Annotated in this window: 10 protein-coding genes; 4 read left to right on the top strand and 6 right to left on the bottom strand. The window is 75.5% G+C overall.

Annotated elements, in window-relative coordinates; genetic code table 11:
- On the top strand, positions 1-2,054 hold a 2,054-nt coding region (locus F6X68_RS04370; RefSeq protein ID WP_151453037.1), incomplete at its 5' end, for a protein O-GlcNAcase.
- Here the strand turns inward: F6X68_RS04370 and F6X68_RS04365 are convergent.
- The 6 genes from F6X68_RS04365 to F6X68_RS04340 all read right to left on the bottom strand — a co-directional run bounded on the left by F6X68_RS04365 (position 2,010) and on the right by F6X68_RS04340 (position 10,029).
- Positions 2,010-3,548, bottom strand: a complete 1,539-nt coding sequence (locus F6X68_RS04365; RefSeq protein WP_151453036.1) for an FAD-dependent oxidoreductase — start codon at positions 3,546-3,548, stop codon at positions 2,010-2,012. The two genes, F6X68_RS04370 and F6X68_RS04365, sit on opposite strands and share 45 nt — an antisense overlap.
- Entirely contained in the window at positions 3,545-5,386 is a 1,842-nt protein-coding gene (locus tag F6X68_RS04360; RefSeq protein ID WP_151453035.1) for a hypothetical protein, read from the bottom strand. The genes F6X68_RS04365 and F6X68_RS04360 overlap by 4 nt, the downstream gene beginning before the upstream one ends.
- A gap of 69 nt (positions 5,387-5,455) precedes the next feature.
- Positions 5,456-6,850 (bottom strand): GH1 family beta-glucosidase, encoded by a 1,395-nt coding sequence (locus tag F6X68_RS04355; protein ID WP_151453034.1) that lies wholly within the window; start codon positions 6,848-6,850, stop codon positions 5,456-5,458.
- A 28-nt stretch (positions 6,851-6,878) separates the two neighbouring features.
- The gene (locus F6X68_RS04350; RefSeq protein ID WP_151453033.1) at positions 6,879-7,577 is read right to left on the bottom strand and encodes an aspartate/glutamate racemase family protein; all 699 of its coding nucleotides are present in this window, start codon (positions 7,575-7,577) and stop codon (positions 6,879-6,881) included.
- A complete protein-coding gene (locus F6X68_RS04345) occupies positions 7,562-8,467 on the bottom strand; it encodes a hypothetical protein (RefSeq protein ID WP_151453032.1) in 906 nt (301 codons plus the stop codon). The genes F6X68_RS04350 and F6X68_RS04345 overlap by 16 nt, the downstream gene beginning before the upstream one ends.
- Positions 8,464-10,029 (bottom strand): L-fuculokinase, encoded by a 1,566-nt coding sequence (locus F6X68_RS04340; protein WP_192581273.1) that lies wholly within the window; start codon positions 10,027-10,029, stop codon positions 8,464-8,466. Before F6X68_RS04340 ends, F6X68_RS04345 begins: the two co-directional genes overlap by 4 nt.
- Positions 10,030-10,116: 87 nt before the next feature.
- On the opposite strand from F6X68_RS04340, the gene F6X68_RS04335 reads away from it, so the two are divergent.
- From F6X68_RS04335 to F6X68_RS04325, 3 genes are all read left to right on the top strand, one after another.
- A complete protein-coding gene (locus tag F6X68_RS04335; RefSeq protein WP_192581272.1) occupies positions 10,117-10,944 on the top strand; it encodes a DeoR/GlpR family DNA-binding transcription regulator in 828 nt (275 codons plus the stop codon).
- Positions 10,941-12,248 carry a 3-oxo-tetronate kinase gene (gene otnK, locus F6X68_RS04330; protein ID WP_151453030.1) on the top strand — a complete coding sequence of 436 codons (1,308 nt, stop codon included), beginning with the start codon at positions 10,941-10,943 and terminating at the stop codon, positions 12,246-12,248. Before F6X68_RS04335 ends, otnK begins: the two co-directional genes overlap by 4 nt.
- Before the next feature lie 557 nt (positions 12,249-12,805).
- Positions 12,806-13,231, top strand: a complete 426-nt coding sequence (locus F6X68_RS04325; RefSeq protein WP_151453029.1) for a hypothetical protein — start codon at positions 12,806-12,808, stop codon at positions 13,229-13,231.
- The last annotated feature ends 21 nt before the right edge of the window (positions 13,232-13,252 follow it).

Raw genomic sequence — 13,252 nt, 5'->3', positions numbered from 1 at the left:
CACCCCCCGCCCTGTCCACCCGCGGCACCGTCGAGGGCTTCTACGGCCCGCCCTGGTCGCACGCCGAGCGCATGGCGCACCTGGAGTTCTCCGCCCGCGTCGGCCTGAACGCGTACGTCTACGCCCCGAAGAACGACCCCTACCACCGGGCCCGCTGGCGGCACCGCTACCCGGCACCCGACCTCGCCCGGCTCGCCGAGCTGGCGGAGACCGCCCGAACGCTGGGCGTCCGCTTCACGTACGCGATCAGCCCCGGCCTGTCGATGCGCTTCGCCGAGGAGGTGGACTACCAGGCGCTCGCCGCGAAGGCCGCCCAGTTGCACGACGCCGGGGTGGACTCGTTCGCCCTGTTCTTCGACGACGTACCGGCCGAACTGACCCGGCCCGAGGAGGTCGACCGGTGGCCCGGCGCCGGGGCGGCCGGCGCCGCGCACGGCGAGACGTGCACCCGGTTCGTGGCGGAGTTCCTCGCGCCCCGTGGCATCCGGGAACCGCTGCTGGTCTGCCCCACGGACTACGCCGGGGTCGAGGAGACCGCCTACCGCCGGCGGTTCGCCGCGACCGCCCCGCCGGACGTCGTGGTGGCCTGGACCGGGCACGACATCGTGGTGGGCGAGGTGAGCCGGTCGGACATCGACAAGGCCTCCGCCAGCTACCAGCGCCGCCTGATGCTGTGGGACAACTTCCCGGTCAACGACTTCGAGCCGAGCCGGCTCTTCCTCGGTCCGCTCACCGGGCGCACCACCGAGCTGGCCGGCTCGCCGCTGGTCGGGGTGCTCGCCAATCCGATGATCCAGGCCGTGCCGTCCCGGATCCCGTTGATGTCGGTGGCCGACTGGGCCCGCGAGCCGGATCGTTACGACCCGGCGGCGTCCGGCCGGCGGGCGCTGGACGCGGTGGCCGGGGCCGGGGCGGAGCACCTGGCGCCGCTGGTCGGGGTGTGCGGCTCCTGGCCGCCGAGCGCCGAACCGGACGCCGAACTGGTCCGCGCGGTGGCCGACACCCTCGCCGGGCGGCCGGGCGCCGCCGGGGTGCTGACCGGGCGCCTCACCGGGCTGGCCCGGGCGTGCCGCGCGGCGGCCGAGCCGGAGCTCCTGGTGGCGGCCCTGCGCCCGTGGCTCGTCGCGGGCGCCGACATGGCGGCGGCGGGACTGGCGGCCGTCCGCCTGCTGGACACCGCGACCGCCACCGCCGTCGATGACACCCGGCGGGCCCTCGCGCGGGCCGAGAGCCACTACGCCGACGTCCTGCGCGCGGTCGTCCCGCCGTTCGTGCGGGAGGTGTTGGACCGCACCGTTCAGGCGGACCCGGGGCCGGCAGGACAGGCGGAGCGGGACGCGGCCGGCCGCCCCGCTCGCGCCGACGGTCGGCCGGTGGCACTGCTGGTCACCGGCGAGCGCCGCACCGCCGGGGACGAGGCCGTCGCCGCGCTGCTCGGCGAGCGGGGGTACGCGGTGTGCCGGCAGCACGCGCCGGACCCCGACGAGGTCGCGGCGGCGTCGCTCGTCGTCGTCACCCGGGGCGCCGACGGACCGGCGATCGAGGCGGTCGCCCACGCCGGCGCACCGCTGCTGGCCTGGCACGGCCTCGTCCCGCTCGGGCTCGCCCGGCACAGCGAGGTGCTGCTCGCCCGCGACCGGGTGCGGATCGTGGACCCGGCCGACCCCGCCGCCGCCGGGCTCGACGACGTGGTCACGGTCTACCGGGGACCGGCCAAGCTGACGGTCGCCGAGGTCGGGCCGGACGCGCAGATCGTGGCGCTGGTCGTGGACGAGAACCGCCCGGCCCTGTTCCGCTACCCGCGGGGCGCCCGGCTGGCGGACGGGACCGTCGCACCCGCGCCGCGGGTCGGCGTGTTCCTGGGCGCGGACGGCCTGGCGCCGTGGCTGATGACCGCCGAGGGGCGGGCGCTGGTCGTGGCCGCGCTGGATGCCTGCGCGGCCCCGGGCCGTTCCGCGTCCGCCGCGGGGGAGCGGCCGGGGCCGGCTGCCCACCGGCAGCGCGGGACGTCACAGCCCGAGGATCTGCCCCGCGTCCCGGAGGTGTCGCTGTAGCAGCGGGGTGTCCACCGACTGCACGGGACGGCCGTCGCGCAGCGCCAGCGTGGCGGCCAACCCGGCGACGTGCCCCAGCATCTGGTACTGCACCTCCATCCGGATCGACGAGAACGCCACGTGCGAGGCGGAGACGCAGACCGGGACGATGAGGTTCAGGCAGTCGGCGTAGCGGGGCACCAGCGCGCGGTACGGGATCGGGTACGGCGGCGTGGGCACCGACAGGTAGCCCTCGGTGAACACCATGGCCACCGGCCGGGGATGCTCGGGCACCCACCGCCAGGTCCGCTGCACCTCCCGGACGTCCAGGTGGTACGAGCCCAGGGCGACGACGTCGTGCTGCGGCCGGGCGCCGAGCAGGTCGTGCTCGGTGAGGACGTACTCGCCGAGCATCCGGCGCGCCTCGCGGACGTAGAGCTGGTGCGGCAGGTGCCCGGTGTCGGGGAACTCGTCGGCCGGCAGGCCCCAGCGCCGCAGCTCCCGCCGTACGTTCGCCGGAACGGCCGGGTCGTTGGCCAGGAACCAGAGCAGGTCCTGGGCGTGGTGCAGGTGGCGCAGCCGCAGTTCCTCCCGGCGCACGGGGTCGGCGTCGGGATACTCCCAGGCCGAGCCGTCGAGGACGTTGAGCGAGAACGGGCCGAGCGAGTTGCCGTCGCACTTGCCGTTGGGCAGGTTGGCCTCCAGCCCGAGCAGTGCCCCGGCCGTCGGCTCGAAGCCCTGTCGGCGCCAGTGGTGGAACAGGCGGCGGCCGAGTTCCCAGTGGGCCTCGTCGTAGCCGTCGCGGCGGGAGAACGGGATCCGGTCGGCGTCGGTGGTGAGGCAGACCCGGTAGCCGTACGCCATGACGCCGCCGTCGCCCGTGCCGACCGGGACCAGCGGGCCGGTACGCAGCTGTGGCAGCACGGGGCCCTCGCGGTGGCCCGCCGGATCGTCGGAGAAGGGGGAGATGAACGGGGGCATGGTGTGCCGGCCGGGCAGCAGTTCCTGGCGTCCCGCCCAGCGCTCCCCGTACGACGCGCGGTCCTCCCGGCCCACGGCGTACGGGACCCCGGCGAGCGCGAGGAGGTCTCCCTCGTAGCTCGCGTCGACGAAGACTCCGCCCGCGAACGTGCGGCCGTCGCCGGTGGCCACCTCGACGATCCGACCGTCCCGCAGCCGCGCCGAGCGCACCGCGCTGTCGGTGACCAGCCGGATCCTCGGGTGGTCGAGCCAGCGCTGGAAGATCGCCTCGGCGACCCGCGGCTCGGGGCCCGCGTAGTGGCCCACCGACACGCCGTAGTGCTCCGCGACCTCCCGCCGGAACCGGGCGGCCGGGCCGCCCAGCACCCGCACGTCACCGACGTCCGTGTAGCCGAGTCCGCCGGAGGTCATCCCGCCGACGTGTCGGCCCGGTTCGAGGAGCAGGACGTCGGCGCCCGCGTCCGCGGCCGCGACGGCCGCGCACACGCCGGCCGAGGTGGCGGCGTACACGACCACCTCGGCCGGCGTGCTCATCCGACCTCCAGCGGTCGGCGCGCGGTCGCCGCCGGAGCCTCGCCGGTCGTCTGTCGCCCGGCCCGGTAGTCCCGCCAGGTGCGGGCCACCAGGGCGAGGTCGTCCCCGGTCAGCTCCTCGGCGGAGCGGTCGACGCGTTCGGCGTAGTAGAGCGCCGGCACGCCGAGCCGGCGCTGCGCCTCGACGTACGCGCGCCACTCCGCCCGGTCCGCGATCGGCCACTGGTCGGTGTCGACGAGATGGTCGGGCATCGTCGCCGCGACCACGGCGTGCCGGAAGGCGAGCTGGTCGACGGCCGGGACGACCCCGCCGTCCGGATCGCGTTCGAGGATGTCGTTGAGCCGGATCATGTCGCAGACGTCGCCGAAGCCGGGATGCGGCGTGTGGGTGACGACGAGAGCGTCCGGCTTGACCGCCTTCGCTGCCCGGTACAGCGTCTCCAGCATCCGGTGCAGCGCGGCGATCCCCCACGGGGCGTCGGCCGGGGCTCCCGGTCGCCGCAGCCCCCGACCGGTCGGCGCGCGCTGGGTGAAGTCGATCTTGAAGCCGTCCGCGTCCAGGCCGTCCGGACCGAGCAGCCCGGTCACGATCCGGGCCAGCCGGTCGAGGTACGCGGGGCTGCCGGGGTCGACGGCGACCGGCCGGCCGCCCGGGTCGGTCACGCACTCCGCCGCCGGCAGGCCGGTCGGGTCCCACGCCTTCCACCAGAGCAGCACCCGCTGGCCGGCGGCGTGCCGCTGGTCGATCCAGGACCGCAGGTCGGGCCAGCGGGCCGGGTCCGGCTCGGCGGTGCCGTACGCCAGCTGCCAGCGGTCGTCGATCACCACCGTGCCCGGGACGACGCCGTGTTCCGCGAGCCGGCCGAGCCAGCCGTCGTAGCGGTCCTGGCGGGCCAGGTCGAAGGCGACCGGCAGGCCGTCGGGCACCAGCGCCGGCCCGAGCTCCGACAGGTGGTACGGGTACGACATGGGCTGGCCCGGGATGGGCGCGGCGGCGCACTGCGCGCCCCAGCCGCAGAAGATCGGCTCGGTCCACCAGCCGGCGCGGGGCGTGGCCGCGGCGGCGGGCGCGAAGCCGCGCTCCACCAGGTCCGCCCGGTACGTCGCGAGGCCCTGCCACGGGTCGGCCGCCGGCCGGAGCACGACGGTGGGGCTCTCGAACGACCCGTCGACGCGCGTGTGCCCGTCGTAGTCGAGCTCCAGCAGGAAGCCGCCGTCCAGCGGGACGTACCGCAACTCGGTGAAGCGCAGGTCGGCGACGTGGCCCAGCACTCCCGCGGTGAGCCAGCCACCGTCGGGGACGTGGGTGGCGTGCCGGGCGGTCTCCCGCCCGAACGCCAGCAACAGCGGCGGCGGGGAGAAGACGGCGTGCAGCCGTCCGGCCGAGGCGTCGCCGACGACCCCGAGGGCGGCGGCGGTGGAGGCCGGCCGCACCACCTGGACCGGCTCGGTGGGGGTGGGGTTGAACACCGAGGCGAAGTCGGTCGAGGAACGGAAGGTGCCGCACGCCCCGCTCGGCAGGACCGCCCGGCCGCCCAGCAACCGGACGTCGCCGAGCGTGCCGGAGCCGGTGACGCCGACCGACGCCTCGATCCGGTCGGCGAAGCAGCGGAGCCGGACCGACTTGGCCGTCCACGCGGTGCTCCGGCAGGCCAGTTCCACCTCGACGACGTCCTCGCCGTCGTACCGCTCGGCGGACACCACCGGCTCGTCGAAGTCGTACGACTCGTCCGCCAGGTCGACCCGGTCCACCGAGGCCAGCAGGCTCAGCCGGGACCAGATCCGGCCGTCCGCGTCGGCCAGGACGGCGAGCCGCTGCGGCGCGCGTACCTGCAACACGTAGCCGGCAGCCGTGACGGTGTGGGTGCCGGGCCCAGAGGTGAGCTTGATGGGAGTTCTCCTTCGATGTCAGCCGAACGGCGGCACGGTGGGGCGGGTGTCGGGAAGCTGGCCGGTGGCGGCGATGCGGGCGTACACCCTGCCGGAGTCCTTCACGGTCAGCCGGCCGGAGGGGTAGTCCACGTGCACCAGGCCGAACCGGGGGCGGTAGCCCAGCGCCCACTCGAAGTTGTCCAGCAGCGACCAGTGCAGGTAGCCCACCACGTCCGCGCCCGCGTCGACGGCCTGGTGCACCGCCCGCAGGTGGCCGAGCAGGAAGTCGATGCGCCGCTGGTCGTGCACCAGCCCGTCGTGGGTGGGGGTGTCGCCGTACACCGCTCCGTTCTCTGTGATCATCAGCGGGACCCCGGGGTGGTCGTGGTGCAACCGGATCAGCAGGTCGCGCAGGCTGTCCGGGGCCACCTCCCAACCCTCGTCGGTGCGGGTCACGTCACCGGAGGGCCCCACCACCCGCCACGGGAAGGGACGCCCGGGGCCCGGCTGCGCCGCGGCCATGACCCGGCGGGTGTAGTAGTTGACGCCCAGGAAGTCGCTGCGGCCACCGATCAGCTCGGCGTCGCCGGGCCGGATGATGTCGTCGAGGCCGCCGCCCAGGGCCCGTTCGTAGTGCGCCCACATGTCCGCCGGGTAGCCGTCGCCGAGCAGCGGGTCGAGGTACCACCGGTTCACGTAGCCGTCCGAGCCCCGGGCGGCGGCGAGGTCGGCCGGGTCGTCGCTGGCCGGGTCGCACGGGAACAGACTCAGCGCGCAGCCGACCCGCGCCTGTGGCGCGCGGGCGTGGATCACGTCGGCGCCCGCGCCGTGCCCGAGCAGGACGTGGTGACCGGCCGCGACCGACGCGCGCAGGTCCCGGACGCCGGGGGCGTGCAGGCCGAGCTGGTAGCCCAGCAGCGCGATGATCCACGGCTCGTTCTGAGTGATCCACCAGTGCACCCGGTCGCCGAGCCGGTCGGCCGCCGCCGCCGCGAACTCGGTGAACGCGTCCACACTGGAGCGGCCCACCCAGCCGCCGTCGGCCAGCAGCGCCTCCGGCATGTCCCAGTGGTTGAGCGTGAGGACCGGCGTCACGTCGCGGGCGAGCAGCGCGTCGACGAACCGCTCGTAGTGGTCCAGGCCGCGTGGCTCGACCCGGCCGCGACCCTGCGGCAGGATCCGGGACCAGGAGACCGAGAACCGGTACGCGCCCAGGCCGAGCCCGGCGACCAGCTCCACGTCGCGGTCCCACCGCCGGTACGAGTCGCAGGCCCGCGAGCCGTCGCCGCCGCCCTCGATGGTGCCCGGGCGCGCGGCGAAGGTGTCCCACACCGAGGGCCCCCGCCCGTCGGCGTCGAGGCTGCCCTCGATCTGGTACGCGGAGGTCGCCGCGCCCCAGAGGAAGCCGGGCGGGAAGCGGTGTGTCGTCATCGGTCACTTCCTCGAAGGTGCTGCCGGATCAGGCCGGCCGGTCGGACAGGACACACAACAGCGCGGCCACGCCGCCGTGCGGCGAGCTGAGCACCGGTACCGCGACGTCGGCCAGCGCGGCGGCGCGGGCCATGGATGCCTGGGCCAGCACGACCACGTCCGCGCCTGCCGCGGCGTGGACGACGGCCGCCGCGACGAGGCTGTCCACGCGTTCCCGGTCGCCGCGGTCCTGCGCCTCGGCGGCGTCCGCCACCAACTCCGCGGTCACCTCCACGGGCCGGCCGGCGCCGCGGGCCGCCCGCTCGACGAGCCGTCCGGTCGGCCCGAGCGTGGACGGGAGGGTGGCGAGCACGCGGATGCGTCCCCGTGCCCCGGGGGCGGCGGCGACGGCGACCGCCTCGTCGGCCATCGCCGCGTCCACCCGTACGACCGGAACGCGCACCCGCCCGGCCGCCGCCTCCGCCGCCTCGCCGATGGAGGAGCAGGTGACCAGGACGGCGTCGACCCCGACCGACTCCAGGTGGCGCAGGTGCGCGAGCACGGTGTCCCGGACGGCCGGCGTGACGCCCTCGCGGCGTGCGGTGTCCAGCAGCCAGGCGTCGGCGACGTGGATCCGGCGGGGCGTCGCGATCGAGGCGCGCAGCAGGTCGTCGAACGTCGCGGCCAGCGCGGGAACGGTGTGCAACAGGCCGACCGTGCCCGGGTCGGCGGTCATGCCTTCCGCCACGGCGTCGCCTCCCGGTCGACCACCTCGACGAGCCGTTCGAGGCGGGGCACGGAGATCTCGGCCAGTGCCCGGTCCACGTCGGGGCGGCCCACCACGTCGCTCCACAGCGCACGGCCGGCGAGGAAGCCGCTGGCACCGCCCTGGCAGGCGGCCCTTACCGCGTCGAGGAAGTCGTCGCGGTGAACGCCCTGCGACAGCACCACCCAGGGGCCGGTGACGGCGGAGCCGAGGTCCTCGCACGCCCGCCGGAGCTCGTCCGTCGTGCCCCGGCCCTGCCGCGGCACCTGCGCCTTGTAGAGGCTGGGACGCAGCGGGGAGAGTTCCCGGGCCGCCTCGAGGATCGCCGCGTCCTGGTCCCACCGGCCGGCGGACAGTTCCTCGGGGGTGGCCCGGACCACCGGCTCCAGCACCGAGAGCACGTCGCGCTCCGCCGCCAGGCCGATGAACCGCCGGGCCAGTTCGACGCGTCGCTCGCGGTGCGCGTCGCGGCGCCAGAGCAGCAACAGCTTGATCGCCCGTACGCCGGTGAGGTCGAACTCCGGCGCGGCGACCACCTCGTCGAGCCGGGTGTCCTCGACCGGTTGGCCGGGCTCCTGGTCGAGGGCGTCGGCGGCGAGGATCAGCCCGCACCCGGCGGGCAGCAGCCCGTCGCGGCGGATCTGATCGAGGCCGGTCGTCCGGTCGATGAGGAAGCCGGAGGCCAGCGGGCCGAGCGCGCGGGCCACCGCGGTCTTGAAGGCGACCATCCCGTCGTGGTCCGGCCGGCCGGCGCCCGCCTCGGCGAACATCGTGCGCAGGCTCTCCCGCTGGTCCATCGCCACCATCGCGAACCCGCCCGCCGGCCGCGCAATGGCGTCCAGGGTGGGCTCCGCGCTTCCCGATCCCGTCATCTGACCTCTTCTCCTCGCGAATCGTCGTCAGCCGCCTCGGCATCGGTCGCGGCCGTCACGAACCTGGCGAACGGCTCGTCGTAGTCCCGGCCGGCCCCCGCGACCGTCGGTCCTGGCTGCCAGGCCAGCGCGGGGGCCCCCGGCCCGGTCCGGTGCGCCCGGACGGCGGCGACGATCGCCGCGCCCGCGGCCACCGGCTGCGCCGCCGGCACCACCCGCAGCTCGGCGGGGAGGACGTGGGCCTTGACCCGGACCCAGGCGGGGCTGGCCGCGCCGGCCCCACCCAACAGGGTCACCGCCGCATCGGCGGGCCCGCCGGCGAGCCGGGCCTGCTCGTGCAGCATCCACCGGGTCTGCAGGCACAGTCCTTCGAACATCGCGCGGGCCAGCTCGGCCGGTGTGTGCGTGGGGCGCCGCCCGAGGATCCGCAGCCGGACCCGCGGGTCGGGCGCCGGGGCCTGCCGCCCGGACAGGTACGGCAGGACGATCACGTCGGTGGGCCGGTCGCCGCGGCCGAGCACCTGGGCGGACAGCTCGGCAGCCGGGACGCCGCCGGACTCGTGGGCCAGCCACCAGGCGATGGTGGCTCCGGCGCTCGACGAGCCGGCGAGGATCGCCCGGTGCCGGCCGGCCACCGGGACGACCGTGCTCATGCCGGCCCGGGCCACGGCCACCGGGTCGGGACAGCCGGCGACGACGGAGAGCACCGCCTCGGCCGTACCGAGCGAGTTCGCGACGTCGCCCGGCTCCCGCACCCCGCAGGCGTACGCGCCGACGGCGTGGTCGTGGCCCGCCACCACCACCGGTGTCCCGGCCCGCAGCCCGGCGTCCACGAAGGCCGGGTCCCGGACGGTGGCGGCGGACGTGCCCGGTGGCACGACGGTCGGCAGCTGCTCCGGTCGCAGGCCCACCTCGGCCAGCAGGTCGGTGTCGAAGGCCTCCGGCACCGGCTGGCCGGGGCGGGGCAACCGGTACGCCATGGTCCGCCCGGCCAGCGTGTGGTCGGTCGTCAGACGGCCGGTGAGCAGCAGGCAGACGAGGTCCGCCGCGCCCGCCCAGGACGCCATGGCCCGCCACGTGTCCGGCCGGTTGGCCCGCAGCCACGCCCAGGTGGCCAGCGGGACCTTGGCGCTGGGTCGTACCCCCGTCGCCGCGACGAGGTGCGCCCAGCCGAGGCGGCGGGACAGCTCGGCGGCCTCGGCCCCGGCCCGGTGGCCGTCCCAGCGCAGCCAGGCACCGAGTGGCGTTCCGGTCGCGTCGAGCGGCACGCCGGTCTCGGCCATCGAGGCGATGCCCACGGCGTCCGGCGCCGGCGACCAGTGCAGCACCTGGCGGAGCAGGCCGACCAGCACGCGCCGCACGGAGTCGGGCGGGGGAGTGGGGGCGGTGGCGACGGCGCGTACCCGGACCGCGGAACCGTCGATCGCCACGAGGGCCACCTTGGTGTTGGTGGTTCCCACGTCGATGCCCACGCTCAGGCAGGCCCCGTCCGAGGGGCCGCCACGCGGCGCCTCCGGCGGGTCGGCCTCGACCGCGTCGGTGGGACGCGTGGCGCCATTCACGGGGCCATTCTGTTCGGTTTCGAACGAACGGGTCAAGGTCGATGTTCGGCAATTGACAAACGGGGGTGGTCGCACTTGGATGGACCGGTGCGCTACACGCAGGCTCCCGAGCGGCGCCGCGAACTCCTGCGCCGGGCGGCCGAGGCCGGCTACGTCTCCTCGACCGACGCCGCGGCCGAGCTGGGCGTGTCGGAGATGACCATCCGCCGTGACCTGCGGCAGCTGGCCGCCCAGGGACTGGTGAACCGGGTCGCCGGTGGCGCGAGCGCCCCCGTGCCGGCGTACGGCGTCCCGTTCGAGCAACGCAGGGATGCCGCGACGGCGGAGAAGGAAGCGGTCGGCCGGGCCGCCGTGCCGCTCGTGCCGGCGGGCGCGGTGGTGGCCCTCGACGCCGGCACCACGGTCGCGGCCCTCGCCGCCCGGCTGCCCGGCGGCCTCACCGTCGTCACCCACTCGATACCGGTGATCCTGGCGTGCACCGGGCGCGAGGACCTCGAGTTGATCTGCCTCGGCGGCGCCCACCACCGCGCGACCCGCTCCTTCACCGGGCCGATCACGCGTGCCGGCCTGGAGGACCTGGCGGTGGATGTGGCCGTGCTCTCCGCGACGGCCGCCGGGCCGACGGGGGTCTACTCCGCCAACGCCGCGGACGCCGAGATCAAGCGGGCGATGGCCCGCATCGCCCGCCGGGTGGTCCTGCTGCTCGACCACGGCAAGCTGGCGGCGCACGCCCCGATGCGGTTCCTGGACCTGGCGGCGGTCGACACGGTCGTCGTCGACGCGGGGACGGATGCCGACCAGCTCGCGCTGCTGCGGGCGACCTGCCGGGAGGTGGTGGTCGCGCCGCTGGACGCCGGGACGGCCGTCCCGGCGTCCCGGCCGGCGGCGAGCGCCACCCGGGTGGCCGGACCGTGACCGGGCCCTGGCTCGGTGCCGTGGCCGACGATTTCACGGGGGCCTGCGACCTCGCGGACGCGGTGAGCGAGGCGGGTGGGTCGGCGGTCGTGGTGGTGGGCCGCCCCACGGTGCCGCCGCCCGCCAGCGACTGCGTGGTCGTGGCGCTGAAGTCCCGGACCGCCCCGCGTGACCAGGCCGTCGCGGAGTCACTCGCCGCGGCGCGGTGGCTGCTCGACGCCGGCTGCACCACCCTCTACCAGAAGTACTGCTCGACGTTCGACTCCACCGACGCGGGCAACATCGGCCCGGTGGCGGACGCCCTGGTCGACCTCATCGGCGACGCCGTCGCGGTGGGCACGCCGGCCACGCCTCGGGTGGGCCGCACGGTCTACCAGGGGCACCTCTTCGTCGGCCGGCGACTGCTCTCCGAGTCGCCGCTGCGGGACCACCCGCTCACCCCGATGCGCGACCCCGACCTCGTGCGGGTGCTCTCCCGCCAGGCCGAGGGTGAGGTTGCGCTCGTCGACCAGACTACGGTCGCCGCTGGCCCGGCCGCCGTCACCGCAGCGGTTGAGGCCGCTCGCTGTAACGGCGCCCGACACGTGATCGTCGACGCCCTCGCCGACCGGGATCTGGACACGCTGGCCATCGCTCTGCTGGCAATGCCGAACGGGGTGCTGGCGGGCGGTGCCGCTGGGTTGGCGGCTGCGCTGGCACGGACATCCGGCACAGCGACGCGGACTTCGACGGCCGGAGCCTGTCGGAGCGGCGTCATCATCCCCGCGCGGACTGTACCGGTGGTGCCGGAGGGCCGGCAGCTGATCCTCTCTGGCAGCTGTTCTGAGCGGACCCGTGAACAGGTGAATGAGTTCCCTGGGCCTCGGGTGACGCTGTCCCCAGTCGACCTTGACATCGGCTTCGCCGAGACGGTCGACGCCGTGGCCGCTGCGGTGGCCGGGGCATACCGGAACACGAGCGGACCCGTTCTGGTCACCTCCTCGTCTGGTCCAGAGCACGTCGCGCGGTACGAATCCCGGCTCGGCCCGGGACGAGCCGCCGCACTACTGGAGGCGGCGACCGCACAGATTGCCCGTCACGCGGTGGACACCCTCGGGGTCCGATGCCTGCTGGTGGCCGGCGGCGAGACGTCGGGAGCGGTGGTCCGGGCACTCAAGCTCGGCACACTGCGAGTGGGACCGACGGCCGGCCCGGGCCTGCCGTGGATGGTTGCCGAGGGCAGCCCCACGCTCGCCCTGTTGCTCAAGTCGGGGAATTTCGGCGAACCGGACCTGTTCACCACCGCCTGGCGGCACTGCCCCTGAGGACCAGCCGCAGTCGTCGCTGTCGCGAGACGGCTATCGGCCCCTCAGCGGTAGGCGATAGCCGGGTCTCCGATGTGACTCTGTCCGGCGCGACGGCCGGTGTCGATCCGGCCGCTGTGGACGGTGGGTAATCCTGACCAGTTACAGGATGCGTTCAGCGATCGATCGCTACCGTTCTCCCGCCGACGCCTGAAGGGGATCGGTGACGACCCTTTCGTCGGCACCAGACCCCGGCCCTCGGCCGCGACGTCACCCCGGCCCGGCGCTCCCGGCCACCGCCCTGCTGCTGCTCCCGGTGCTGGTGGCCGCCAGCGCGGTCGTCGTGTACCGGGCGACCGGCCGGTTCTGGGGCGACCTCGCGGCCTACCGGGCGGGCGCGCTGGCGCGCCTCGCCGACGTGCGTGCCGTCTGGCTGCCGGTGGCGGCGCTGACAGCGGTGGCCGGGATCGTCGTCGCGGCCCGCTGCGCCCGCGCCGGAGACGAGCTGCGCGGCCCGCTGGCCTGCGCGACGACGGGCGTGTTCGTTCGCCGGTCTCCTGGCACCACCACTGGGTCTGGTGCCGGTCCTGGCTGGCACCGGCGCGCTCTGGCTCGCGTTCACCGTCGCGCACCTGGCGCTCAGTGGGCGCTGGTGGCTCTGGCTCGCGGTGGACGCCGTGCCGCCGCTCTTCTTTCTCCTGGCGCCCCTGGCGCTGGGGGCCGGCGCGGCGGCGGTCCGGCGGCGGCGCCGCACGGTGGCGCTGCTCGCCGCCGCCGCGTTGCTGCTCGGCGCGGGGCAGAGCGGCGTCAACGTCCGCCGGTGGCAGGGCGGGGACGGCCCGGCCCCGCCCGACGCCCTGCGCGTGTTCGTCTGGAATTACTGGGACGAGGGGGGTGCCCCTATGGGTTTGGGCAAGTCTCTGCGGTGGTGTCGGCCTCGGCGTATTCGTAGATCCAGCCTGCAGATGTGTCGGGGGCTCGGACTGCCAGGTATGTGTGTTTGACGGCAGGGTTCCAGGGTCCTG

It is taken from the genome of Micromonospora sp. AMSO12t (genome assembly GCF_008806585.1).
Lineage (GTDB): Bacteria > Actinomycetota > Actinomycetes > Mycobacteriales > Micromonosporaceae > Micromonospora > Micromonospora reichwaldensis.
The sequence above is the reverse complement of the archived record's forward strand: the minus strand, read 5'-3'. Positions and strand labels throughout refer to the sequence as shown.